The sequence below is a fragment of the Pseudomonadales bacterium genome (assembly GCA_024234615.1).
Lineage (GTDB): Bacteria > Pseudomonadota > Gammaproteobacteria > Pseudomonadales > IMCC2047 > JAJFKB01.
The window spans coordinates 633533-659499 of sequence record JACKNY010000003.1 but is presented as its reverse complement, the minus strand read 5'-3'; the positions used below and the strand labels follow the sequence as shown (position 1 = coordinate 659499).

The following is a 25967-nucleotide window of genomic DNA, read 5'->3' as shown; positions in this document are numbered from 1 at the left end:
CCCTATTCCTCTAACGCTGCGGCGGCCAACTCGTAGGCACCTTCTGCGTTATGCACTTCTTTACCGTTGAGCGGTGGATTGAATACGCAGGCCAATTTCATTTCCTTAAACGCACGCAATATATGCTTATCGTGTTGATCCAGGTTGTACAGGGTGCCGGGGTTAATAGGGTATTTCCTGCCATCTTCAACCGTCTCAATCTCACCCTCCCCGGAAATACAATACACAGATTCCAGATGGTGCTTATAATGCATCTGAAAATCTGCACCTTCATAAATGGTGGTAATATGAAAAGAAAAGCCCATATTGTCGCTTTTAAGCAACAAGCGAGTACTTTCCCAGTTACCGTCGGGGGAAATAATGCGGCGCTCAGTTTGTTCGGCTTTTTTTAGATCTCTCACTATCACAGTTACATTTCCTCATGTGCTAGATATTCAATTTCAATAATCATTTTTTGGATACCACTGACGGTGGCAATTTCACCATCATTAATGAGCCGTTGATCGCCTTGCTTTAAAATCTGACGTTCTGGCTCTGACATCAATCTTAGGTATCCTTTACCCACCACGCAGCACAGCAACAAACAACAACCTTCCACCCCTTGTGGCAGCAATTGCCGTTCACCAGGCCAAATTCGTATGGTTTCTTTTTCCCGTACCATGCTTTGATGGTGAGTTACAGGCAGCTTATTTCTCTATCTTCTTCGAAATAATCAATTTCTTCCGGAATTGAATCCTCTTTGGCACAGATTTCCTTGATCGCCCGCTCGACAATATCAATGCCTTTCTTTAGGTTTTCATCGCTAATAATTAACGGACAGAGAAACTTAACGACCTGATCATCTGCGCCACTGGTTTCAATAATCAAACCATTTTTAAACGCGTTATGCGTAATGGCTCCCGCTAGCTCACCATTAACGCAATTGAGCCCCTGAAACATTCCCCGGCCACGGGTTGTAAAATTTCCTTCACCATATTTTTCAGCAATGCTGTTAAGTCGCTCTGACATATATTGCCCTTTGCGCTTGATTTCTTTCGTAAAATTCTCGTCTGACCAATAACAGTCAATTGCTGCTTTGGCCGTCACAAAGGCAAAATTATTTCCCCGGAATGTACCGTTATGCTCACCAGGCTTCCAATGGTCCAGCTCTGGCCTGAACAACACCACGGCAAAGGGTAATCCGTAACCACCCAATGATTTGGACAGGGTAACCATATCAGGCTGAATCCCAGCCTCTTCAAAACTAAAATAGGTTCCCGTACGTCCACACCCCGCCTGAATATCATCAACAATCAAAAAGACCTTGTGCTTTTTGCAAACCTGTTCCAGCCTTTGTAACCATTCATTCGAGGCGACATTGATACCACCTTCGCCCTGAACAGTTTCGACAATAACCGCAGCAGGCAAATCAACCCCGCTACTGGAATCGGATAGCACCTTGTCCAGATAATCCGTCGTATCAATATTCTCCCCAAGGTAACCATCATAAGGCATCCGGCTGGTTCCATTGAGCGAAACCCCAGCGGCTCCTCGATGATGAGAATTACCGGTTGCAGCCAAAGCACCTAAACTGACGCCATGAAATCCATTCGTAAAGGAGATGACGTTCTCTCTGCCACTAATATTGCGTGCCAATTTAAGTGCTGCTTCGACGGCATTTGTGCCTGTCGGGCCGGTAAACTGCATCACATAATCCATACCACGCGGCTTTAATATTTTCTCATTGAATGTTTCAAGAAACTCACCTTTGGCCCGGGTATGCAAATCCAGGCCATGGGTGATACCGTCACTATTGACGTAATCGAGTAACTTTTTCTTAAATAACGGGTTGTTGTGTCCATAGTTCAAAGTGCCGGCGCCGGCCAAAAAGTCAAGGTACTGATTACCCTCCTCATCATAGAGAAACTCCCCCTGCGCCTTATTAAATACACGGGGAAATGACCGTGCATAGCTCTGTACTTCCGATTCGATCTCTTCAAAAATTTTCATGTGTTATTTTCCTTTAAATAGCTTTCCATAAGTTACCCATAGTGAACGTCTACCCGCTTTTAGAAACGAATTGGGCCAATTCGCGCCAATAACTCGGTATCGTGCTTACCCTCAAAATGTTTTTGCCGATCAAACATAACCGTACGCTCCAGTTCAGTGCCAAGTTCCACCGCTAACCGCTCAAATAAGGCCCAAGATGCCTGATTTGATTCAGTCACGGTAGTTTCCAGCCAGCGCACCTGAGCACATTGAGGTCGGTCAAGAATATGCTTTAGCATCCGGGTGGCTAAGCCCTGTCCTCGGCAACCTTTGTCTACCGCCACCTGCCAAATAAACAAGGTATCCGATCGTTCAGGAATAAAATGTGCGGAGATAAAGCCGACAAGAGCATCCTCCTTTTCGGCCGCAACGGAGGTGCCTGCAAAATGAGTACATTGCAGTAGGTTGCAATATCTTGAGTTCTTATCAAGTGGTTGGCATTGCGCCACAAGTTGGTAAAGCTTTGAACCATCCTCACTGCGGGGAAATCGAAGGTCAATATCATTTAAACCGATTGTCATTTATCCTTTTTTATTTAGCTTACTAAATATAAATTTTAAATTATTAAGAAAATAGTATAAAAAAACGCCATATATCATACAATAATGGCGTTTTTATTAAAACTGTTTATATTGTACACTAAGTATTTTTACATTGATACTGCTTGCTCAGGTTTATACACTATCGGCTGTCTTTACCTATATCGACACAGAAATCAAAGTGCTGACTCCATTGGTGACGAAGAAACCACACGGGTGATCAATATTCCGGTTTATAATACCCCTCTAATTTTACAAAGGGCTTTACTTTGCATCGAATTGAAGACGTATTAGTTGCTTTGCGACGAGTCATCAGAGCGACCGATCTACATTCAAAATATCTGGTCAAAACAACCGGCCTGACAACACCACAAATTTTACTTTTGCAAGCCATTAGGGATAAAGGCCAAGTGACTATCGGCGAACTGGCGAACGAGGTTAATCTTAGCCAGGCTACAGTAACTGCCATTCTTGACCGACTGGAAAAACGTCACCTCGTTTATCGGAAACGCTCTGAGCAAGATAAGCGAAAGGTTCACGCGAACCTAACAGACAAGGCGACACACATTTTAAAAAATTCCCCTATCCCTCTTCAAGATCACTTTGCTCGTCAGTTTGCAGAGCTTGAGGAATGGGAACAAAACATGATCATTTCTGCCGTACAACGGATTGCACAAATGATGGATGCTAACAATATTGACGCATCCCCGGTACTGGATGTGGGGACTTTGGATCGAACGGGGATTCAAACAGAATAACCACTTAATACAAACTGCGGAGGCATGCAGAGCACACTGCCTAGCATTATATGGCCTGCTAGAAACAGGGGTAAACACCCCCGGGAACTCACCACCATAAAATGGCCGGTTATCCTTGAAATTGTACCCAAAAGGCCTAACCCACCATTTCAACCCTGCTTCTGATGGAGAAAGTATGCGTTTATTGGTTATCTCTCTGTTGGCATTATTTCTTAGCCTAATGCTGATTACCGCTGGCAATGCCTATTTACTCACTCTATTGGGGGTTCGACTCGGAGACACCGGCATTAATCCGTTAAATGTAGGCCTCATTATGGCCTGCTATTCGATTGGATTTGCCGTCGGCGCACTTTACGCCGTCCCGTTGGTCAGGCGGGTTGGCCATATCCGGACATTTTCTGCACTTGCCAGCGCCTGCGCAATGGCCGCCGCAAGCTACCCTCTCATCGAAAATATTTATGTTTGGGCAGGATTACGGGCGATTGGTGGTTTCACTGTTGCTGGCATGCTCATCACCATTGAAAGTTGGTTTAGTGCTGTGGCGACCAATCAAAATCGTGCCACACTATTCTCTTTCTACTTAATTGCCTCCTATTCAGCCTCCGCCATGGCTCAACTTTTAGTTGGTGTCAGTGGCGCTGGCGGGGCAGCGCCATTTGTACTGGCCACTCTGCTTCTCATTGCGGCAGTGATCCCTCTATCTCTGTCCCGCCTGCAATCGCCAGAATTAGAGCAAGAGACACGTATGCCGCTTATCCGTCTTTGGCAAATAGCGCCGCTGGGGCTTACTTCAGCTTTTTGTGCCGGGTTGCTACTCGGCTCCTTCTATGCGCTGGCCCCTCTTTTTAGCAAAATGACTCAGTTAAGTACCGCCGAAGTTTCACAGTTAATGTTCGCGGCAGTCACCTTCGCCATGCTGCTGGCTTGGCCGCTTGGCTGGATCTGTGATCGCATGCAGCGCAGCACCATCATGCTCTTGGTCTGCCTGCTAGCAGCTCTTTTCAGCATGTTATCTGGCCTTGGAACTACCTGGGGGTTTTTGCTACGGGCGTTACTTGCCTCGCTAGTGCTCGGCTTAAGTGCCAGCATCTATTCAATTTCTGTCGCAATTACAAATGATTTAGTCGATAGCTCAGAGCGGGTAGCCGCCAGTTCGGCCCTGATGCTTAGCTATGGGCTTGGCAGTATCCTTGGGCCACTGGGAGGCTCTGTCTTAATGGAAAAAATTTCAGCTGCTGCATTTTTCTATGGTTTTTCCCTAATACTGATTCTGTTAGCCCTGTTTATCCGTTACCGTCAAACCCAGGTCTCCCCACTACCTGTTACAGAACAGGCACAGTTCATCGCTGCCGTTCCAGAAAACCAAGTTGCTGTTGATTTTGATCCGCGTTATGAACACACACCAGACATTCCGATTGAAGCACTTTTCCCTGAGGAAACAACATTGGAATAAATATCGAAGCCCGGCACCCAGACTAATCATTTCTCGCTCAAATAACCCGCGAAAACCGCTGCTCTTTTGTTGGCTGTTGATAGGCGTCAAATACCATAGCGATATTACGCAGCAATAAACGACCAAAAGGCTGAACGCTTATTTGTTGATCACTCAGCGTTACCAAATCATCCTCTTCCAAAGGCAGCAAGCGGTTTAATTCCTCTGCAAAATAAGATTTGAAATCAATTTGGTACTGCTTTTCTATGTCTTCAAAATTAACAACGCCCTGGCACATCAACCCCTGAATAACTGTGCGTCGCAATTTATCGTCATCGCTTAAACGGTAACCCTGGAACACCGCCAAGCGCCCAGCATCTATCGCTTTAAAATAACCTTTCTCAAACCGTTCATTCTGGCTATAAGCATTGTTAACTTTACCAATAGAAGTTACACCCATACCAATCATATCGGTATCCGCATGAGTGGAGTAGCCCTGGAAATTCCGCTGCAATGTGCCTTTTTCTTTTGCTCGCACCAGCTCATCATCAGGTAAGGCAAAATGATCCATACCGATATAAACATAGCCTGCTTCCTGTAAGCGATTAATGGTCAGCTCCAACAGGCCAAGTTTTGTCACAGCATCCGGCAGATTCTCAGCTTTAATCAGGCTTTGTGCTTTAACTCGATGCGGCAGATGGGCATAACTATAGATTGCCAAACGCTCTGGGCGCATGGTGATGATAGTATCGAGAGTCCGATTAAAACTGGCCACTGTTTGATGCGGCAAACCATAAATAAGGTCCATATTGATGGATTGATAGCCTGACTGTCGTGCGGCATCCAACACGGACTGAGTCTGCTCAATCGATTGTTGGCGATTAACCGCTTTCTGTACCTTTTCATCAAAATCCTGAACCCCAAGGCTGACACGATTAAAGCCAAACTCGCGCAACATAGCGATAGTATTTCCTCGTACCGCACGAGGGTCGATTTCAATTGAAAACTCTCGCTGATCCACCGGCGCCATATTAAAATGCTGCTCTGTCACCAACATCAATTGCTGTAATTGCTCATCGCTTAGAAAAGTAGGGGTGCCGCCACCAAAGTGAAGCTGGTTCACTAGGCGCTGATCGCTCACTAAAGCCGCCTGCATAGCAACTTCTTTGTGCAGGCGCTCAAGATAAGGAATAGCCCTATCAAAGGTATGGGTAATTATTTTGTTACAAGCGCAATAGAAACAGAGCGACTCACAATAGGGGATATGATAGTAAAGCGATAACGGGTTGCGCTGCAGGTTACTTTCCGCCAGCTCAGCAAGATAACCCTGTTCGTTAAACTCTGGGGAAAATTGAATGGCGGTTGGATAGGATGTATACCGCGGCCCAAAAGTATCATATTTTTTGAGCATATCCGCATCAAACCGGATCGCTTGGGACTTACTTTCTTTCATTTTTACCACTCTCTAGCAAAGCTGAAGTGCGACATCATCAACAGCAATGGGTGATTATCTAGCTTTCATCATGAATGACGCAACCTCTATTTCAATGGCCGCAATCCTTTAATCCTGTATTTTCAACAAAAGCTTACCTGGCAACAGCTCTCCTCACTTAATCTATCAGCGCCATTTCATCTGCTCAAGATGAATGATTTTTTCTGAATTCGGATAGTTTTCATTACTATTAGGATGTCAAATAGATGTGCTTGAAAAGCATAGCTATCAGATAATGCTAAAACGCAGGTAAAACACCATGAAAACGAAACAACTCATTCTTGGCGGGCGGGCACAAGTTAAGGTTGCCATTGCACAAATCTCCAGCCAATTCCTAAATCGTGAAGCCTGTATTACGCGCGCCGTGGAAGCCATTAGAGAAGCCGCCAGCAACGGTGCCGAGCTGGTCGTCTTTCCTGAAGTCTGGTTGGCCGGCTACCCCTATTGGACCGAAGGCTGGGACTCGAATATGCCGGAATGGGTTAACGGCAGAGTACGTTTTCATGATGCTGCTGTATTGATCCCCAGCGAAGATACCGAAAGACTTGCCAATGCCGCTCGTGATAACAACACTCATGTCGTGATGGGGTGTAACGAAATGGATTCAAGGCCTGGCGCTCAAACCATCTACAATACCCTTCTGTTTATCGGGCGCGAGGGAAATTTGCTGGGCAAACATCGTAAACTCATCCCAACATTTACGGAACGAATGTTTTGGGGGCAGGGCGATGGTCGCGACCTCGTTGTCTTTGAAACGGATATTGGCCGGATCGGTGGCTTAATCTGCGGTGAAAATTTAATGACAACCGCTCGAGCCGCTATGGCCGCTCAAGGTGAGCATATTCACATTGCGGTATTTCCCGGCTCTTTTGCCCTGCATACCGGGCCGCAGCTGGAAGAACCGGATAAAGCGGGGTACTTCTGGGGAAATTTCGCCGCCCGAGCCCATGCCATGGAAGCCGGAACTTTTGTGATTCAGGCGTGCAGCTTCATTGACGAGAAAGATATCCCTGACGACTTCCCCTACAAAGGAAAAATGAATACCAGTTATGCCCATGGTGGCAGCGCTATTATTTCTCCCTTAGGCGTACCGCTGGTCGAACCACAGTATGGCTCCCAAATTATCTATGGAGAACTACAGGCAGACATGATTAAAGCCGTGAAAGCCATTCTTGATAGCGTGGGTCATTATGACCGCCCGGACGTGCTTCGCCTGCTCGTCAGACGGGAGCGAGGCTGGGAAAGCGCCGATACCCCTGTTAATCCGCAGAATATTCGATGGAATGACAATGACTTACGTCGCGCCGCTGATCAGTATGATATCGATGAAAGCCTAGTTTACAAGGTAGTGGAGGATATCCAAAAATAATTCTTTACTCTACTCAGGTTGATCAATATTAGTGCTGACTCAGACTTAAGCTGTTAAAAAGATTCTCTAGCATTTACTGACCCAAACCCCCACCTCAAGGCTCGAATCCGCCGTCCCAATAAATGAACCCGCTATGGGGGGTACTGATTCGGGCAGCCTTGCTACCGCAACGGCGATATGATCCGTTCCGACGATTTTGCCAATCGTGGGGTCAAAACCCTTCCAACCTGCTCCGGGTAAATACACCTCAGCCCAAGCATGGGTTGACCCAATTTCATTGACTAATAGAGGCGCGTGCAGATAGCCGCTAACAAAGCGCGAAGCGAGCCCTAAACACCTCGCCGCCTGCATAAAAAGTAATGCAAAATCTCGACAAGAACCACTGCCGCAGGATAGTGTTTGAGGCGCCGTTTGTACGCCGGGCTCTTCCCGCGCACAGTAGGCCAAGGTTTGATAAATATATTCAGCAAGGCGCTGCAACAGCGTGTAGGATTGAATCTGTTCGTTGGTTTGCCAAAAATTTGTAATCCATTGATTGACCATTGCGATGGTGGCTTGCTCGGGTAACGCCATATAGGGAGACAGCAAGACTTTATCATCCGACTGATAGGAAAAAGGATAATTAATCGCGTAATCAGCCACTAAAAAATCGAGCGGTGCCTCATTGTACTGTTGGATAATAACCTCGCTCTCCACCACCAATTGGTTGGCAGGCAAATCAAATGTTGCTATAGCGACTGAATTCCCTTCCACGTCCCGATGCCAAAGCAAAGTTGCAGGAGGTGTGATCTTTAACTTTAAGGACTCGATCCGCAACTCATGGTCTTCCCTGGGGCGCAAGCGTAGGTTGTGCGGCCCTAGAGTCACATCTCCAGAATAATTGTAGTAAGTACGATGAATAATTTTATAGCGTTGCATGTTTCATTCCTGATTCTTAGCTCCTAATACCCTAGTACAATCGACATTACCGCCCTACCGATGCGTTCTGTCTTCATGAATTCGAGATACGCATACCTTCTGTGTGGTGGGGTACAAAGCAGGTCCAAACTGGTTGTACACAGCAACATCCGCTGCATCACGGCCATAACCAATAGCGACGTAACCGCCTTTCATTTCAGCTTGCGTCGCATCAAATGAATACCAGCGGCCTCCGACATAGGCTTCAAACCAAGCATGCAGGTCCATAGGCTCCAGTTCATACAGATAACCAACCACCATGCGCGCAGGAATACTAAGACTACGACACAAGGTGATTCCAAGATGAGACAAATCCCGGCAAACGCCCCATTGTCTGGAGTTGACTTCCATCGCTGATACCAGAATATCACTGCTCATCGGCTCGTAACGAATCGTTGTACGCAACCAATTTTCAATAGTCGCCACCTGATCATAACCCAACTGTTGCCCTGCGGTGATAGCGGTCGCCATCTGGCTGAACCGATCCGACTCACAATAACGACTGGGCAAGAGATAGCATAGAACAGCATCAGGCAAATACTGGATTTCCACAAACGGCGCGCCTGGCGCCTGATCCACATAGTCGGACGTCATTACCTCTGCTGCGGTGTGTACGACAAAAGTGCCGGAAGGTGCGATGAGGCGTTGACAGAGATTCCCATAACCATCCGTGAATTCAAAAGCGGGTACGCTCGGATCGAGTTTATATTCCTCACTTGCAATCCATTGCTGTGCCCCGCTGCGCGGGCGCAACATGAGAACAAAGGGTGTCGGTACAGTAATGTCAAATACCAAATCACAGCTTGTTCGCAACCACATGTGATAACTCCTGTGAGAGAAGACAAACAACTTGGACGGTACAGAAACAAAATGTTTCGGGCCGTGGATACACTTATAGAGAAGCAACCCCTTTTCAGCTTAACCGATTAATATTGTTAGACCCAAGAAGAATTGATAACAACAATTGAAGCTGAAAGCCATTCAAGATGAACAAAAATCAGGTTATTTCAGTATTATCACGTATTGAAAAAGTCTTCAGTTTGACTTTATTTTTTTACTAGGTAGACTCAGTTTTACTAGGTCACCAATCAGGCAAATTACGCTCAGAGTTTTTGTGATGTATAAGTTGGTTCGATTTTTTTCTTGGAGAGTTACTCTCACCTTCCCCATCTAACGGGCGCTCTCTTGCGCCCGCCGTAAGCCTTTAATTTTTTTACTCATCTAAATTTGACGGCCATTTGCTGGTCGTGAAGGAGTACTGTCTTGAACAGGGGAATCAGGCAACGCATTCAATCATCACTGAATCGCTGCATACAAAACTATTTTATCTCTACACCGCTGGATTTTACGTTATCACCAGTGCAACTAGCGGATGCTTTTTCTGCACTCGAGTACCCGTTACGCTCTATTCTAGAGCAAGCCCCACGGGTTTCTCTGCAATCGACTGTCACAGTGGAAAACCTGCTGACCGGAGAAATCACAGATTTCATACTGGTCGATCCGAAACAGCGTAAATTGGAGAAAGGACAACTGTCGTGCTTATCGCCTCTAGGTAGACGCCTTATGGGATGTGGCATTGGCGACAAGGTAAGGGTGAACTTTCTGGGCTCCCGGTTACAGGTTCGTATTCTCGCGATCGCTTAACCTTAATCATTCCCGAAATAGGAAGGAGGATATCGACATGCATGTTTCGCCAGAGTTTGTGAAATAAATATTAGATAAGATTGAATAGAGTGGTCAGCCGCAGTGCTTACCCCGAGAGAATTATCCAAGGAGTAATGACATGTCAAAGCTCAAAGAAAAGAAACAGCCGAAAAAAACCCTAAAAGAAAAACGCCTTGAGAAAAAAGATAAAAGGCGTCAACAGGCATAAACCTGTTATTTTTCCGACGGGGGTTCTGTCAGAGCCCCCGTTTCGATAATAGAGGATAACCAAAGAGCCTCGGATCAAACAGACTTTCGCATATGGACAGATTTGATAAAGCCATTCTCGCAATCCTTCAGCAAGACGCTACTTTGCCTGTAACGGTTGTCGCCAACCGCGTTGGGCTTTCAAAAAGTGCTTGCGGACAGAGAATTCAAAAACTGGAGAAGAGTGGAGTCATTACAGCACGACTTACGCTGCTTGATTCCTCAAAACTAAATTTACCCTTGACTACATTCTTAGTGGTACGTACCAACCGCCACGACCCGCATGGTTTAGATAAATTTGAGCGGGTCGTAAAAGAAATACCTGAAGTATTAGAAATACATCGGCTGCTTGGCGATATGGATTACTTAATTAAAGCGGTAGTCACTGATATGGACGGCTATAGTCGACTTTACAAACAACTGAACGAAGAGGCTAGCCTATACAGTCTCAATAGCAACTTTGTTATGGAAACCGTCAAAAATACAACGAATCTCCCACTCAAATACGTTTAAATCTATAGTCTGTTGATTTACAACGAGTTAATGGTCAGTATAAATTCGTGGTGCGCGTTTAGGCATGCGTGTCAGCAGTTCATAACCACTAGCTCCAGTCCATTTCGCGACTTCATTAACCGGCAATTGTTTGCCCCAAAGAATCACCTCATCACCAATTTCAACATCTGCCAACTCGGTGACATCAAGGGTTATCATATCCATGGAAACACATCCGATTAAAGGTACGCGTTGCCCATTAACCAATACGGGTGTGCCATTGGGGGCATTTCGTGGGTAGCCATCCCCATAACCAACCGCGACAGTGGCAACCTTTGTGGTTCGATCGGCTTGCCACTGTAAACCGTAACCTACCGACTCGCCCGCTTCAATCTCTCTGATATTGATGACAGCGGATTGAAATGTCATTGCAGGCTTAAGTTGATCACTCGCTGCATGACTGTATGGAAAGGGAGAATTACCATAGAGCATATAACCAGGACGATTCCAGTCTGCCCTGGCTTTTTCCCAACCCAGTATAGCCGCTGAATTAGCCATACTGATCGGCGCATGAAGCCCTGCTACCGCTCCTTGAAAGCGGTTTATTTGCTCATAGGTGAAATGACTGTCTAGCTCATCGCTGCAAGCAAAGTGCGTGGCTATCACCATTTCTGAATTGACATTGGCGCTATTGGCTAAGTTTGCGTAAACCTTTTTCACATCGACCGGAGATACGCCTAGTCGATGCATGCCCGTATCTACTTTAATCCAAACAACCACCGGTTTGGAAATTTTGGCACTAACGACCGCATCGACCTGTTGTTGGTTTCCAACCATCATCCAGAAATTGTACATAGATGCCAGATTTACTTCATCGGCCGAGAAAATACCCTCAAGTAATAAAATCGGTTTTTTAATTCCTGCTTCCCGCAACGCTATTGCTTCTTCGATACAAGCAACCGCAAAGGCCGGTACCTGTGGCTCGAGGGCCTTACTTATTACTGTCGCCCCATGACCATAGGCATCCGCTTTGACGACCGCTATCGATTTTGACAACGGCGCCAGCCTAACGGCAAATGTATAGTTATGACGAATTGCCTCAAGGCTAATCGATACTCTTGTAGGACGTGCCATTTAGGTTAGTTATTCCGAAGTTTAGGAAAAATTTTTAGCGCTGTGCAAAGCGAATAGCTCTGTATAAGGCCGGGATACCGTATTCTTAATAAGCGTACAATTTTAAGATTTTTTCAGCACCCCAACCTTTTTTCATATCCAAGACTATTAAGCTGCATAGCGATGAATGGAAAGCCCATCAGTATCAATCTCAGGCTTCTTGCCGGATATAAGGTCGCTCAACAGACGGCCCGAGCCACAAGCCATCGTCCAACCCAGTGTACCGTGACCAGTATTAAGATAAAGATTGGGAATGGTTGTCGAGCCCACACAAGGTGTGCCATCCGGCGTCATAGGGCGCAGGCCACACCAAAATTCGGCTTTGGATAAATCCCCAGCCTTGGGGAATAGATCTGACACCACATGCTCAACGGTTTCACGTCGGCGTTCTTTGAGTTCGTTGTTGTAACCAGTAATCTCTGCTGTACCGGCAACACGGACACGATTTCCTAATCGGGTTATCGCCACTTTATGCGTTTCATCCATAATGGTAGATACGGGCGCCGCACTCGCATCTACGATAGGTAATGTGATGGAGTAGCCTTTTACTGGATAAATTGGTGCCTTGATGCCTACCGCCTTAAGTAAAAGAGAAGAATAACTGCCGAGTGCCATTACATAGGCGTCACCCCTCACAACCCCTGTATCCGTTTCGACACCGCTGATCCTTCCACCCTCTGCTTGTAAACGGCGGATATTGATACCCATACGGAATTGAACCCCCATCTGTTGCGCCATTTTGGCAAGCGCCTGGGTAAACATAAAACAATCGCCTGTCTCGTCATTAACCAGCCTCAAACCACCGGCTACTTTCTCTTTTACATGTACGAGTCCAGGCTCCGCAGTAATACATCCTTGCCGATCTAATAATTCGTAGGGCACTGCGAATCTGTCCAGAATAGCCATATCGGTTGCAGCCGAATCCAATTGTTTCTGGTAGCGGAACAATTGTAAGGTGCCTTGACTGCGTTCATCGTACTGAATCCCAGTTTCAGCACGCAACGCTTTGAGGGAATCCCGGCTGTACTCAGCTAGACGCACCATACGGCTTTTATTGATTTCGTACCGTGCAGTAGTGCAGTTGCGGAGCATCTGAAGACTCCATGACCACATGGAGGGGTCCAGAGAAGGGCGTATGATCAAAGGGCTGTGCTTCATCATCAGCCATTTAACTGCTTTTAACGGAATACCGGGGGCCGCCCAAGGCGCCGAATATCCGGGCGAAACCTCTCCCGCATTAGCAAAGCTGGTCTCCATCGCGGGTTCAAGCTGACGATCGATTACGGTAACCTCATGTCCTTCCTTCGCGAGATAATAGGCATTCGTCACACCGATTACACCACTGCCAAGAACGATAATTTTCATTGAAGATTGCTCCATTAATGGATGACCAAAACTGTTGCAAAGCATACTGGAAATTGATTTATAGGTGATTGCAAATTCCACTAATTTTATGTATAAAAAAACAACTTATTACCTAATATATTAAATTAATTCGCATAAAATTCTATTTATGAAACTAGACTCAACTGATCGCAAGATACTGCGGGCTCTCCAGAATGATGGCAGACTAAGTAATTCGGAGTTAGCAGAGCGAATAAACCTATCCCCTTCCGCCTGTCTGCGGCGGGTCAAACAACTGGAGGAGCAAGGAGTTATTGCTGGTTATGTAATGTTGGTAAATCCAGCGGCCATCGGCAGACCAACAATCATCTTTGTAGAAATCACACTGAATAGCCAGAGCGTCCAGTGCCAGGAAGCTTTCGAGGCAGCGGTACGCAAGAACCCAGAGATTATGGAATGCTATTTAATGACCGGAGAGGCTGATTACCTGTTAAGAGTGGCGGCTGGCGGCACCAGTGATTATGAACGACTGCATAAAAATCACCTTTCCAACCTACCCGGTGTGGCAAGAATCAAGACCGCTTTTGGCATTCGTACCGTATGTACTAGTACTGCATATCCAATCGATTAATCTGACCAGATTCGTTCTAAAAAGATTGAAACAGAAAGTTTTGGAATATGGCATTAATGTAATAAACCGCCCCACCCACATCGCTAAGTATTTACCTTCTTACAGCTTTGCATTCAAATTGGAAGGCTTTAGGATGGGGAATTGGCGACTTTTAACAAAACCATAGCACCATCTAAAGAAACCATATCAACATACTTGATATTAAGATCATAGAGATTCGCTTCATGTCTACCACAATCAGGGCTGGCTTAACCCCCAGGACTGTGACTGCAAATCTATGCGGATTACCGCCCTCCTGCCTCTTTAAACTGCAGCCGTGCCGACAGATACCTCTCCTCGAAACATCGGATTTTGGTTTTCTCCAGAACCTCATTGTTACGGACTTTTCGCCGTTTTTCTCTACAAACTCATAAATTTTCCGTATATGGTATCCTCCCTTTTGTAAGACATTAGGCGAAAATAACAGGGGCCGGTTGTTATCCTATATTCCGCCTGTTAATAAAGCTTTTACTGAATAACGATTGAGCTTATCTGAAGAGCAGCCTGCATAGCTGAATGCTATCATCATCTCAACAGTTCAGCGCAAATGAGGCTACAAATCCATGAGTAAAATAGACGAGTACACTCCCCCCCGTGTATGGACCTGGGATAAATCGAGCGGCGGGAAATTTGCCAGCATCAACAGACCTATAGCCGGGGCGACACACGATAAAGTGCTACCTATTGGAAAGCACCCATTACAATTGTACTCGCTCGCAACACCCAACGGAGTGAAAGTCACCGTATTATTGGAGGAGTTGCTGGCACTGGGTAAAACTGGAGCAGAATACGATGCTTGGTTAATCGATATTAATAAAGGGGATCAGTTTGGCAGTGGATTTACAGCAATAAATCCGAACTCCAAGATCCCCGCACTGCTTGACCAAAGCACTTCACCGCCGACCCGAGTATTTGAATCGGGTGCCATCCTGGTCTATCTGGCCGAAAAATTTGATGCGCTGCTGCCAACGGAACCCTCCGCGAAAGCCGAATGTTTATCATGGTTGTTTTGGCAAATTGGTAGCGCACCCTTTCTCGGAGGGGGATTCGGCCACTTCTACGCTTATGCGCCGGAGAAGTTAGAGTACCCTATCAATCGCTATGCCATGGAAGTAAAACGGCAACTGGACGTGCTGGATCGCAACCTGGCCTCACGTCGCTACCTCTGCGGCGACGACTACAACATCGCTGATATCGCCAACTACGCCTGGTACGGCGCCCTGGCAAATGGAAAACTATACGAAGCGGGTGAGTTCCTTGGTGTAGAGTCCTATACCAATGTAGTGCGATGGGCGCAGGAAATCAGCCAGCGCCCTGCGGTACAACGGGGACGACGGGTCAATCGAATCTGGGGCGAGGAAGAATTACAGCTACCCGAACGCCACGACGCCAGTGATTTGGACTGAGTGCATTTTTGTCGACACGCTTGACCGCAGGCATGAGGCTCCCTAAGCTAGCATGGAACCCATGCAGCAGATTTATCAGTTTTCAATCTGTATGGATACCAATTCACAGCACATGCGAAGCCTGCCGCTCAAGCTCATTGATAAGTGCTGTGTCCAGCTCTAGCTGACGGGCGAGTTCCTGTAGGTAAGCTCGTTCCATATAATTCTCTTTATCGACAATTACCACACTGGCGAGATACATCTCGGCCGCCATCTCCGATGATAATGCAGAAGACGCAACCTCCGCAGGATCCAGCGGCTTTCTCAACTCCTGATCAAACCATTGCCGTAGTTGCACGTCATCACTCAGCTTAGCAATTTCCTTTCCAATCATCTCCTGTTCCCGATCATCAATATGACCGTCGGCCTTGGCCGCTCCGATCAGTGCCCGGAGTATTGCTTTACTGTGCTTATCCGCTTGCGGTCCACTGAGTCGATCAATTGTTTGGGGCTCATGGACAGGTATATCGGTCTGATTCCGCTGCCAGTTGCCATATGCCTTGTAAGCGATTGCACCCAACGCGGCCAGCCCGCCATACATAGCAACTGTTCCGCCTACTTTGCGGGCCTTTTTATTACCCAGTAAAAGACCTAAAGCACCCCCGGCAAGCGCTGCGCCTCCTTTCCCTGACAAAAAGTCGGATATCGAGTTGTTTTGACCACCCGCAGTCTTAGCTGCGGATTGATTACCGAGAAACTCACTGCCGGAATTAAAGAGATTGTCTATCAATTGACGAGCGTCCATAGAATATTCCTTACTAAAATATTAAAGAATTGAATGTTTTTTCACTTTAAAGAAGTATCAAGTCATCCCAACCAATTAACAGGCTAATAAACATCTTCACGATACCGTCCTGCCGCCTTGAGAGTGACCACATCAAGGTGGATCGGTGCGAGAATATCATCCAGCGCAGCCATCACACTGGCTGCCATGTCGCGACCACCGCAGACCAGAATCTGCGCGCCCATCTGTACCAAGCGACGAATATTAGGGCCATCGGCGACTATCTTATTTTGCACGTAGGCACTACCTTCACAGACCCGCGAAAAGGCGGTATTGAGTCCACTGAGCCGCTGATCCTTTAGATAGGTACTTAGTTCGTGTTCATACAAAAAGTCAGACTGAGGGTTACGCCCACCCCAGTATAGATAAGTTGGATGGTGCGCCTGATTATGTCGAATGAATCCGGCCAATGGTCCAATACCGGTTCCCGCTCCGACCAGGATGACAGGATTGTTGCCGGGAGCAGGGCGAAATCGTGGATTTCGCTGGATGAAAGCTTCAATAGTCCCACCCTTCTCCAGGCTATGCAGGAAACCTGAGCAAAGTCCATCCTGATGCCGGCGAACGCAAATCTCCAGCACCCCATCCTGAGAGGCAGACGCCAGGGAATAAAAGCGTGGTGCGTGGCTGCCCGGCGGCAGAATGCCCACCAAATCGCCAACTTCGAAGTAGGGTAATGCTGATTTTCTCAATAGACGACGAAAGCGGCCTGCCAAACCTGCGTTTTCGGGTGCCTTGAAACGGAGCACGGAAGTCGGAGCCTGAACTTCTGCACCGTAGTCCACCCGCTCCGCCAGTTTTAGTGTCATAGTGCGTTGGCGGGGCGGCGTATGATCCAAGATCAATGGAGTTCCTATTCGAGCGCCGATTGCCTCACCCCAGCGGGCAAAAGCCTGACTCGACTGACGATCAATGAGTTCGGTCAACTGCAGCGCTGGCCACCCCTTATTCTGTAGTGCGTCTGCGACCTCTTTTGCAAAGCGGCAGAACTGTGGAAACTGACGATCCCCAAAGCCCAGCACCGCATAGGGCAAAACGGGGGAATCCGGTATCTGCGCCAACTGATTGAGAAATTGGTTGGCCGATGCCGGGGCATCGCCATCAGCATAGGTTGAGGTCAGGATCAATAATCGCTCTGCCTGGGGATAGCTGGGCGCAAGGCTGTTCATTGGGGCAGTATGAACAATCTGTCCAGACTGACTTAATGCATCATGCAGTGTTTTGGCAAAGCCCCAGGTGCTGTTACCTTCGCTACCGACCAATATCACCGTATCTGCGCTCTGTGGTTCTGTATTATTGTCAATAAATGTGGCCGACTGTTTACGTTCCCACCAAATCCGAATACCGGTCCATGCCATCAGCGGCACAGTGAGTGCACTCAGGCCTAGTATTAAGCCGAGCCACCAGAGTCCTTCACCGGTGTGCAGCCTGTAAATAAACTCATAGAGTTTCTGCATGCTGCCGTACGGTTGGTAGGACAGTAATTGGCCTGTTGACTGATCAACAAATCCGCTACCCTGATGGGTTGTGATTGAGTAAACATCATTGTGATCGTTCGGGTACGGATAAACCAGCTCTCTTAGTTCGGTCACAGGAATGGCTTTTAATGCCGAGAGTGTATCAATTGGTGCCGGCATACCACCATTTACATTTTCCGGAAAAGCAGGCTCAACGGATTGATGCTCAGGTATCAACTCAAAGGTCACAGCTGACATATACAGACCAGTGGCGGCCGATAGCACCAGGGCAAGAACAGCCATCCGGCCCACCTGGCAGTGCAAGCGCTGCCTCAAAGAGCCTTGAGTCGGTCGAAAAATATGACGCCAGCCGCCAAACCGGTTGGCCAGCATGAAGGCACCTGAAATCGTTAACAGCAGCATAAGAAAAGCACCGATGCCTGCACCAACCCGCCCGGGCGTATCAAGCAGGTATGATCGGTGCAAATTTTTTACCCAGACCATCATGGCTGACGTTGAATAAGCGCCGATTGTGGTTCCTGTCATCGGGTCGATCAGATCAGCCCCGGCCTGATCACCGTCGGTAAAATAGACGATAATACTTCCCGAGGGGCTTCGCCGTATCTGTTCCGCTCCCGGATAACGATTCGCTATCATTCCGGTTAACTCGGCAACATTAATCGAGGATGAACCCCATACTTTGGCCTGGGTGCGTTCCAAAAACGGGTTAACAGATAGAACCGCACCTGTGATGGCGAGAACAACGACCAGCAATGCTGCCAGCAAACCAGACCATGAGTGAAATTTACGAAACATTGCAAAGCTCCCAATCAGCAAGCTTAAAATGAATAAGTGAAGGCTTTGATGTACCCGCGACCAGAGGTAGGTTTACCTACCCCTTCGGTGGTTAAAGCCACAACAACATCATTACGACTGTCGCGCATATCTTCGACCGCTGAATCCACTCTGATCTGAAAGCCTGAATCAATATAAGAGTCAGCCAGATCAAAGCTAATCTTTAATGTCCTGCCACTGGTAACGCTGGCTCCGGTCAGTCCGTCATATTCACTGGCACTAAGACGACTGCCTTGAGCCCAGCCGCTTAGATGTTTGTAATATTTGGATTTCTGTCCGGCGACCCATAAAGTATCCTGGTACTCACCTGCTGAATTGGTGAGATAGAGCGCCAGATAAGCGCCATTACCACCATAGTTTTTCATTTCAGTGACCAAGGTTATTTCACGCGCATAAGTCTGCATAGATACAAAATATGCAGTGACAAAGCTCAGTACAATAATCCAGACTTTCATCGCCTTATCTCCCTGGTTTTCACTCGATAGTGACCTTAGGTTTATTGGGTGCCCTATTATCTTCAAAGCCTATGCCATTTTCCGATTTTTGTCTGACACTAAGGTTTTCCAAGTAGTCGGAGGCATCTCCCGATCCTTCAAACTTAATTTCAAGTTCTACTATTTTTAACGAGGCCGGCGAAAATTTCGCCTCTACCTGATGACCATTTCGATCAAACCCTTTGACCTCATAACAGCCATCGTCCACTTTAATACGTTTAACTTCCCAGCCATTGTCTATCATCATCTGACGGAGCTGTTCCTTGGGTTGCCAGTCTGCGACAGGGTCTGTGCAGTCATCGTCTGCCAGGGCGGCGCCGCTAATTAAACATGAGGTGATAAAGGCAGTAATCAGTTTGTTTTTCATGGTGTCTCTCCTATTGATTTCATTATTTATGCTAAACCACTTTCCTAACATTAAGCTGAAAGCAATGCAGTTTTAGTTTTATCGCAACTCAAAAGCTTCCTGACGAAAAAGTAATGCCCCTGGTAACCTTTCCTGTAATTCCTTTTCTAATATTTTGGCCCAGCCTGTGGGCCCACAAAACCAGACTTCCATAGCGTCTTTCTTTGAATGCTGGGTCAGGAGCTGATCTGCCGTGAGTTTGTTGCCTTGATGGCTGTCATGTATATGCAGTTGAATACCGGGTAAACCGCTACAAGCCTTTTCTAAACGCGTAACAAAGGGGTCAGTTGCGCTATTACTCGTGCTGTAATGCATTTGAGCTACGGGTGAATATTCCGGCTGATTTTTTAGTTCTTCAAGCCAGGCTAAAAAAGGCGTTACACCAATGCCTCCAGCGACCCAGATTTGCGTGGCATTAGGCTTGCATTGTTTTAAGTTAAACTTTCCATAAGGGCCTTCAACAGTGATCGATTGACCAATTTTTAGTTGGCGGTCCAGGCGCTTGGTATAGTCGCCCAGCGCCTTAATCTGAAAACTGACTTGGCCGTTACCCTGATCTGAGCTGGCAATGGTAAAAGGGTGAGCCCCTTCGCTACAATCAAAGGTAACGAAAGCAAACTGTCCTGCACGATGCCCTTGCCATTTTTTCTCAAGCTGACACTCAACTTCGATGATGCCCGTTGCCGAGGTTGAGATTGACTTGATAGTGCCCTGAACCTGCCGAGACTGTCCCACCTTTCCTCGGAGGGACAGGATGCTGACGAAGCTTCCTCCTGTCAGCAACAGTGCCATCAGCAAGCCTACCGGTTGTTGCCACCAAACGAGGGGTGCTAACCAAACAGCGTGAAATACCAGTAATAGATAAAGTACAGGCATGGCACGATGTAAATAGCGCCAGAGTTTGTAGGGAAACCGTTTCCACAGGGTAAGCACGAGCATGGCAACAACCAGATAGACCGCCCATTCGCCAATCGCTTCAGCTCCATCTCTCATCATGTCGACAAAACCTGAAAAATCCTGCTCGGGTAAACGTCCAGCTCGTCCAAACATTGACTTAATCAGGTCATCACCCATTTCGATCAACCAGTGAAGCACTGCAAAAACGACCGCCAAAATACCCGTCCACTTGTGCAGGCGATAAATTTGATCAAGACCATTGAATGGCGCCTCTAACCAGGCTGGACGGATAGCCAGCATCATGGTCACTGACATTAAACCGATGGACAGCAACCCGCTAAGATAGAGGCTATTATCATAAATTTCCCATGGCAGCGAGGCAGTTGCTGTGGCGTTCATTTGGTAGCTCCAGCCCCAGACGATGAAAATTGTGACGGTTATTAGCACGAGCGTGATACTTAGTTTTTGATGTCTCATCTTAGCCATCCATTGATGCATTGAGTGCTCACTGTATCGTGCATTCCTGACAGCAACCTGAAAATACAAAATAAGGCTTAATCCACAAAGGCAATGAATGAACGGGGATGAGAATGTAAAACATCCAGTGTGTTGATATTATTTAAGGAGGCTCGGTTTAATTCTTATTCTTTCAGTTTATTGTCAGCAACTCGGGTTATGATCAGCTTCGCTGAGAAGATCTAGGGGAAAGAGATGCGTATATTATTGGTAGAGGATGCCGAAGGTTTAGGCGAAGTGATACAGGAGCAAATGACGGCTGAAGGTCATGCCATTGACTGGGTGCAAACTATTTCCCATGCCGAAACCAGCATCCATACCACCCACTATGATTTAATTCTTCTGGATCTGATGCTACCGGATGGCAGTGGCATCGACTTGTTAAAACAAATACGTCAATCCGGGGCGACAACCCCCGTGATTATTTTAACCGCCAGGGATCAAATTTCTGACCGTATCAAAGGGTTAAATGCCGGTGCAGATGATTACCTGTTAAAACCGTTTGATTTGTCAGAACTCTCCGCTCGCATAGCGGCAGTTGCTAGACGCTACGCTGGCAATCCAAACCCCCTGCTTCAGATTGGAGCATTGGAAGTCGACCTGACCAAGCACCTAGTTTCCCGCGCTGGCGTTGCGATCAATTTAACCGCAAGGGAATGGGCTTTGTTTGAAGCCTTGATCCAAAGGCCAGGCACTCTACTTTCGAAAGCACAATTAGAAGACCGTCTTTATGCGTTTGGAGCAGAAATCGAAAGCAATACCATTGAAGTATATATCAGTCGTCTTCGGAAGAAACTGGGGAAGGATCAGTTAGAAACGGTGCGGGGCTTAGGATACCGTCTGAGGCGCCCATGAAAACAAAAAGTCTTCAGAAAACCCTGGGAGTTGGCTTAACCGTTGGTATGACTTTACTGTGGATGGTTGCTCTTTTAAGTGCCATCTTCGTTGCACAAAGCAAACTTAATGCATTGTTTGATAGCGCACTGGCAGAAACGGCTCAACGTTTAATGCCGCTTGCCGTGGTTGAAATAATCAATACTGAAGACCCCAGACAACTGCAAAATATAATGCCTTTCGACGCCCATGATGAGCAGCTTGTTTACCTGATTCGTGACGAATTCGGTACAATTCTACTACAGTCTCATAACGCTGACCCGACGGTTTTTAATCAAAAACTACTTAAAGGGTTTAGCTCATCGGCGACGCACCGGTTTTATGGCGCGACAGCGGTACAAGATACCCTGCATATCGAGGTTGCCGAACCGCTAATTCAAAGACGAGAAGCCATCATCAAAATGGCCATCACTTTATTATGGCCGTTAGTATTACTTATCCCTCTTTGCTTTATAGGAACCTGGCTATTTGTCCGCTACAGTTTGCGCCATGTCCTTGCCTACCGTAATGAAATTGAATCCCGCGGCAGCAGCGATCTTTCACCGCCCAGAATGCAAGGCTTGCCAACTGAAATCCTCCCTATCGCTGAGTCTGTCAATAATTTACTGGATCGCTTACGCCGAGCGCTGGAGGCAGAACGATCATTTACGGCTAACAGCGCCCATGAATTACGCACACCAATTGCCACCGCTTTGGCACAAATTCAGAGGTTACAACAAGAAGTTTCGGCAGGACCCATCCAGGAGAGAATAACCAAAATTGAAACATCATTACGAGGATTATCCGGTTTATCAGAAAAATTAATGCAGCTGGCCAAGGCGGAAGGGGGCGGGCTTTTATCCACAGAACAACACGATCTTATTAGTCTGTTACAGCTGATCGTTGACGACCTACGGCGGTCACCCTCTGCCGCAAAGATGAACCTAACCCTACCGGAAAACGGAAAATTTATGTCCGTCATCGACCCGGATGCTTTTGCAATTCTAATTCGCAATTTATTGGATAATGCCATCAATCACGGGACTCAGAATCAACCGGTGGAAATAAACTTTTCTGCTACGGGTATATTACAAATTGTTAATGCCGGAAGCGTTGTTCCAGCAGAGACACTCGCGCAACTGCGACGACCTTTTGTCAGGTCAAATACGACGGCTCCAGGTTCGGGGCTTGGGCTGGCAATTGCTGACGCTATAGTCACAGGCCTAGGTGCGACTATGACATTTAATTCCCCTGCGACCGGCCGTACCGATGGGTTTGAAGTCAGGGTAGTTTTTCCGGTGATTAAAGATTGAATTTAAAGATCGCTCGACCGGCTACGGGTGGATTGGCGCCTACATATGACCCGCTAAAGTCACTAGTTATCAATCGCTTATAATGCCAGCGTCTTTTTGGCGCCACCAACTGCCAATCTACACCGATAATCACTAAGCAACGGAAACAAGTTTCCGTTTATGTACACTACTGAGGTAATTCGCCAAATGCTGGCTAATATCATAGGCATCATCAGTCACGCCATGAATAAAACTGGATTTACGTCGACGCATAAAGGGTAACCCCAGGATATACATCCCGGGTGCGTTAACTATGCCTCCGTCATGTATCAGCATTCCTTTACGATCCAACACGGGCAACTTGAGCCAGGAATAATCCGGTCGAAATCCAGTTGCCCAAATAATGGTTTTAATTTCTCCGCTGGCTAGATTCAGGTCAAGTCTTGGCGAACCACCGACATCTGTCGGCTCCAGACGATCAGGTTCACCAAATTTTGCCCCTAGGCCATGCGCCTCTATCCATTGATCAATTATGCTTAACAAACGCCCAAGTTTGAGGTCAGCTAATTTACAGACATTAGGCAGCGAACCCGCAAATTGTGCGGTGTGATCCCGAATACCGGACAAACGACCGACTATCTGTACGCCCTGGCTGGTCAAGCGGTTTAAGTCCAGCGCACGGTGTTCAGATGAGCCGGCTAACTGAGGTGAGGGTACCTGTCTGGCGCGAGTAATATCGTCCACTTCATCATAACGCTGATCAGACAGCCCCGTCGTTTCCATCCACCACAAAATATCTCGCCCGCGATAATAGCGAGGCATACGTACGTGCTCACCGACTGCGAGAATAACCTGACGGCCAGACTGTTGTATTTCATCAGCGAGCTGTAAGCCTGTTGCTGAAGCTCCAACCACTAGCACGCCGCCATCGGCCAATTGCGCCGGGTTCCTGTATTGATGAGGTGTGATTGTCGTTATCGTTCCCGCTAGCTGGCGACCGAATTCAGGGACCACCGGAATATTAAAGGCACCACTGGCAATAACCAAAGTACTACATACCCAGTCACCCTGTGTTGTCCTGACATGATAGCTTTGATCAACCCGGTGCACCGCAGTAACCGTAGTTCCACACTGTATCGGAGCGGATATCTGCTGCGCAAACTGGCCAATAAAGTCGATAATCTCAGGCATAGTCATATAGTCATCGGGCTTTAGACCCTGATAGCAGTGGCCTGGAAGGCGGGTTTGCCAATTAGGTGTTAACAGACGCAACGAATCCCAGCGCTCATGGCGCCAGGAATTCGCCACTTCACCACGCTCAAGAATCAGATGATCAATTGCACGTTGCGACAGGTAATAACTAATTGCCAGGCCCGCCTGGCCGCCACCAATAATAATGGTGGAGACATGACGGGCTCGTCGAAAACAAGGAGTATGGTTCATGACATTGTTTCAACCATAATATTAGTAGGGTTACTGAGGATATCGTAAACCGCAGAGCGTTTTTGCGATTGAGCGACCAAGGCTTCGATCTCTTCATGGGAGGCATCCGCCTTAATTTCAAATATGACGTTGATGGATTCAAAGCCGTTACGCACACCTTTGTCCATTCCCAACACACCCTGTACATCCATATCACCTTCGATCATTGCCTTAACACTATGCAACTGAATGTTGCGGTGCTGAGCAACAGAAGCCACTCCGGTTGTCAAACAGCTGGCTAACCCAACCAAAACATATTCAACAGGGGTAGCGCCTTGATCGTCGGCTGCAAAGGTTTCCGGGTGATCCGCATCAAAGGTAAAGCGCTTTTTGTGTCTCTGTTCTTCACCCAGGCCATAATACCCCTCGATCTCGGAATAACTGTGTGTCCCCTTGACCCAATGGCAGGTTGCTCGCCAAGTGAATTGAGCCGCTTCAGGGGTTGCTGAAAGCGCTTCACGAGCCTCCATCAAAGCACCTACGTTTACACCGTTATTGACGATTTTTGTGTACATGTTCATATTAATTCCTCTTCTATCCAATGGTTTTATGGTTATCCGTCCCGCGACGATAGCAGTTCGGAATATATCGTTGGGCCTGTCAATTATGCTGGCAGGCAAAGAGAGAATGCGCTGGTTACGTTTGATACAGCGTGGAAACTATCGTGGTTTTTGTTTTCTTGAGTTCTATTCGCTTGAAAGGTCGTTTTGGCGGCGCGCAGATTAGCAACCGATTAACGATGGTGGGCGCTAGCAAAAAACTCCCGGTTCTGTGTTATTGCGTTTCCGGCTTCAGATGTTGGCATGACCAAATCGCGTCAAATGGCATAGTTGCTTTTCTTTGAGCAATCCGTACGGATTCGGCATCGGGTGCCTGATAAAGACAAAACATATGTTTTTTATCCATGGAAAAGAAGGTGCGAATAAAAGTAACCTGGTGCATTTCGAGACACCAGGCACCTTTGTTCTCAAGTCCTTGCAATTCCTCAATACTCGCCGACTCGCTGAAATTTCTTTCCACAACAGTATTAATGGTACCTTGAACCCCGGCATCGTGAATGGAGCCAGTCCATATTATTTCACCGCTAGCACTATTAAGATGCAGTACTCTCCTGACCGCCTCCGCATCAGGTGCCTTAAAATGACAAAGCATTTTTCGCCCGTCATTACTTAGAAAGCTCTCATGCCAGGACATATCGTACAGGGGCATACATTCGAAAGTTTCGTCTGCCATTTTTTGGACATCGCCCAACCCGATCGGTGGACTAAATTCTCTCAGCAAAAATATTTCGGCCATGACGG

Annotated in this window: 26 protein-coding genes; 9 read left to right on the top strand and 17 right to left on the bottom strand. The window is 47.2% G+C overall.

What is annotated here, in order from left to right:
- Nucleotides 1–2: 2 nt before the first annotated feature.
- From H6995_15830 to ectA, 4 genes are read right to left on the bottom strand one after another with little or no spacing between them, the layout of a single operon-like run.
- Nucleotides 3–407, bottom strand: a complete 405-nt coding sequence (locus H6995_15830) for an ectoine synthase (GenBank protein ID MCP5216473.1) — start codon at nucleotides 405–407, stop codon at nucleotides 3–5.
- A gap of 2 nt (nucleotides 408–409) precedes the next feature.
- Entirely contained in the window at nucleotides 410–661 is a 252-nt protein-coding gene (locus H6995_15825; protein ID MCP5216472.1) for a hypothetical protein, read from the bottom strand.
- A gap of 14 nt (nucleotides 662–675) precedes the next feature.
- The gene (gene ectB / locus H6995_15820; GenBank protein ID MCP5216471.1) at nucleotides 676–1989 is read right to left on the bottom strand and encodes a diaminobutyrate--2-oxoglutarate transaminase; all 1314 of its coding nucleotides are present in this window, start codon (nucleotides 1987–1989) and stop codon (nucleotides 676–678) included.
- A 59-nt stretch (nucleotides 1990–2048) separates the two neighbouring features.
- Nucleotides 2049–2549, bottom strand: a complete 501-nt coding sequence (ectA, locus tag H6995_15815) for a diaminobutyrate acetyltransferase (GenBank protein MCP5216470.1) — start codon at nucleotides 2547–2549, stop codon at nucleotides 2049–2051.
- Between the two features lie 287 nt (nucleotides 2550–2836).
- Here ectA and H6995_15810 point away from each other — a divergent pair, with 287 nt between their 5' ends.
- Both H6995_15810 and H6995_15805 read left to right on the top strand, forming a co-directional pair.
- The gene (locus H6995_15810; GenBank protein ID MCP5216469.1) at nucleotides 2837–3325 is read left to right on the top strand and encodes a MarR family transcriptional regulator; all 489 of its coding nucleotides are present in this window, start codon (nucleotides 2837–2839) and stop codon (nucleotides 3323–3325) included.
- Nucleotides 3326–3500: 175 nt separating this feature from the next.
- Nucleotides 3501–4778, top strand: coding sequence for an MFS transporter (locus H6995_15805; GenBank protein MCP5216468.1), 1278 nt, complete (start codon nucleotides 3501–3503; stop codon nucleotides 4776–4778).
- Nucleotides 4779–4815: 37 nt separating this feature from the next.
- Here the strand turns inward: H6995_15805 and hemN are convergent, their stop codons facing one another.
- Complete coding sequence (gene hemN, locus H6995_15800; protein ID MCP5216467.1) at nucleotides 4816–6210, bottom strand: oxygen-independent coproporphyrinogen III oxidase; 1395 nt, start codon at nucleotides 6208–6210, stop codon at nucleotides 4816–4818.
- A gap of 298 nt (nucleotides 6211–6508) precedes the next feature.
- On the opposite strand from hemN, the gene H6995_15795 reads away from it, so the two are divergent.
- The gene (locus H6995_15795) at nucleotides 6509–7618 is read left to right on the top strand and encodes a carbon-nitrogen hydrolase family protein (protein ID MCP5216466.1); all 1110 of its coding nucleotides are present in this window, start codon (nucleotides 6509–6511) and stop codon (nucleotides 7616–7618) included.
- 66 nt (nucleotides 7619–7684) lie between these two features.
- On the opposite strand, the gene H6995_15790 is transcribed toward H6995_15795, so the two are convergent.
- A complete protein-coding gene (locus H6995_15790; protein MCP5216465.1) occupies nucleotides 7685–8536 on the bottom strand; it encodes a transglutaminase family protein in 852 nt (283 codons plus the stop codon).
- Between the two features lie 54 nt (nucleotides 8537–8590).
- Nucleotides 8591–9394 (bottom strand): transglutaminase family protein, encoded by an 804-nt coding sequence (locus tag H6995_15785; protein ID MCP5216464.1) that lies wholly within the window; start codon nucleotides 9392–9394, stop codon nucleotides 8591–8593.
- Nucleotides 9395–9838: 444 nt separating this feature from the next.
- On the opposite strand from H6995_15785, the gene H6995_15780 reads away from it, so the two are divergent.
- Both H6995_15780 and H6995_15775 read left to right on the top strand, forming a co-directional pair.
- Nucleotides 9839–10219: a GreA/GreB family elongation factor gene (locus tag H6995_15780; GenBank protein ID MCP5216463.1), complete on the top strand. Its 381-nt coding sequence runs from the start codon at nucleotides 9839–9841 to the stop codon at nucleotides 10217–10219.
- A 321-nt stretch (nucleotides 10220–10540) separates the two neighbouring features.
- The gene (locus H6995_15775) at nucleotides 10541–10999 is read left to right on the top strand and encodes an Lrp/AsnC family transcriptional regulator (protein MCP5216462.1); all 459 of its coding nucleotides are present in this window, start codon (nucleotides 10541–10543) and stop codon (nucleotides 10997–10999) included.
- Nucleotides 11000–11026: 27 nt separating this feature from the next.
- Here H6995_15775 and alr read toward each other — a convergent pair whose 3' ends face one another.
- Together alr and H6995_15765 are read right to left on the bottom strand one after the other, a co-directional pair.
- Entirely contained in the window at nucleotides 11027–12112 is a 1086-nt protein-coding gene (alr, locus tag H6995_15770) for an alanine racemase (GenBank protein ID MCP5216461.1), read from the bottom strand.
- Nucleotides 12113–12259: 147 nt separating this feature from the next.
- Nucleotides 12260–13516: a D-amino acid dehydrogenase gene (locus tag H6995_15765; GenBank protein MCP5216460.1), complete on the bottom strand. Its 1257-nt coding sequence runs from the start codon at nucleotides 13514–13516 to the stop codon at nucleotides 12260–12262.
- Nucleotides 13517–13664: 148 nt separating this feature from the next.
- On the opposite strand from H6995_15765, the gene H6995_15760 reads away from it, so the two are divergent.
- Together H6995_15760 and yghU are read left to right on the top strand one after the other, a co-directional pair.
- Nucleotides 13665–14126: an Lrp/AsnC family transcriptional regulator gene (locus H6995_15760; protein MCP5216459.1), complete on the top strand. Its 462-nt coding sequence runs from the start codon at nucleotides 13665–13667 to the stop codon at nucleotides 14124–14126.
- 602 nt (nucleotides 14127–14728) lie between these two features.
- The gene (gene yghU, locus H6995_15755; GenBank protein ID MCP5216458.1) at nucleotides 14729–15571 is read left to right on the top strand and encodes a glutathione-dependent disulfide-bond oxidoreductase; all 843 of its coding nucleotides are present in this window, start codon (nucleotides 14729–14731) and stop codon (nucleotides 15569–15571) included.
- Between the two features lie 103 nt (nucleotides 15572–15674).
- On the opposite strand, the gene H6995_15750 is transcribed toward yghU, so the two are convergent.
- The 5 genes from H6995_15750 to H6995_15730 all read right to left on the bottom strand — a co-directional run bounded on the left by H6995_15750 (nucleotide 15675) and on the right by H6995_15730 (nucleotide 20902).
- A complete protein-coding gene (locus tag H6995_15750; protein MCP5216457.1) occupies nucleotides 15675–16355 on the bottom strand; it encodes a tellurite resistance TerB family protein in 681 nt (226 codons plus the stop codon).
- Between the two features lie 83 nt (nucleotides 16356–16438).
- The gene (locus tag H6995_15745; protein ID MCP5216456.1) at nucleotides 16439–18667 is read right to left on the bottom strand and encodes a PepSY domain-containing protein; all 2229 of its coding nucleotides are present in this window, start codon (nucleotides 18665–18667) and stop codon (nucleotides 16439–16441) included.
- Between the two features lie 23 nt (nucleotides 18668–18690).
- Nucleotides 18691–19161 (bottom strand): DUF2271 domain-containing protein, encoded by a 471-nt coding sequence (locus H6995_15740; protein MCP5216455.1) that lies wholly within the window; start codon nucleotides 19159–19161, stop codon nucleotides 18691–18693.
- 19 nt (nucleotides 19162–19180) lie between these two features.
- Nucleotides 19181–19567, bottom strand: a complete 387-nt coding sequence (locus H6995_15735; GenBank protein ID MCP5216454.1) for a PepSY domain-containing protein — start codon at nucleotides 19565–19567, stop codon at nucleotides 19181–19183.
- Between the two features lie 78 nt (nucleotides 19568–19645).
- Nucleotides 19646–20902, bottom strand: coding sequence for a ferric reductase-like transmembrane domain-containing protein (locus tag H6995_15730; GenBank protein ID MCP5216453.1), 1257 nt, complete (start codon nucleotides 20900–20902; stop codon nucleotides 19646–19648).
- Between the two features lie 312 nt (nucleotides 20903–21214).
- Between H6995_15730 and H6995_15725 the strand changes: the two genes are divergently transcribed.
- Nucleotides 21215–21874: a response regulator gene (locus H6995_15725; GenBank protein ID MCP5216452.1), complete on the top strand. Its 660-nt coding sequence runs from the start codon at nucleotides 21215–21217 to the stop codon at nucleotides 21872–21874.
- A complete protein-coding gene (locus H6995_15720; protein ID MCP5216451.1) occupies nucleotides 21871–23205 on the top strand; it encodes a HAMP domain-containing histidine kinase in 1335 nt (444 codons plus the stop codon). Before H6995_15725 ends, H6995_15720 begins: the two co-directional genes overlap by 4 nt.
- A 132-nt stretch (nucleotides 23206–23337) precedes the next feature.
- Here H6995_15720 and H6995_15715 read toward each other — a convergent pair whose 3' ends face one another.
- The 3 genes from H6995_15715 to H6995_15705 form a co-directional block, all read right to left on the bottom strand.
- Nucleotides 23338–24627, bottom strand: coding sequence for an NAD(P)-binding domain-containing protein (locus tag H6995_15715; GenBank protein ID MCP5216450.1), 1290 nt, complete (start codon nucleotides 24625–24627; stop codon nucleotides 23338–23340).
- Nucleotides 24624–25187 (bottom strand): OsmC family protein, encoded by a 564-nt coding sequence (locus tag H6995_15710; GenBank protein ID MCP5216449.1) that lies wholly within the window; start codon nucleotides 25185–25187, stop codon nucleotides 24624–24626. The genes H6995_15715 and H6995_15710 overlap by 4 nt, the downstream gene beginning before the upstream one ends.
- Nucleotides 25188–25440: 253 nt before the next feature.
- Nucleotides 25441–25962 carry a DUF4242 domain-containing protein gene (locus H6995_15705; GenBank protein ID MCP5216448.1) on the bottom strand — a complete coding sequence of 174 codons (522 nt, stop codon included), beginning with the start codon at nucleotides 25960–25962 and terminating at the stop codon, nucleotides 25441–25443.
- Between the last annotated feature and the right edge of the window lie 5 nt (nucleotides 25963–25967).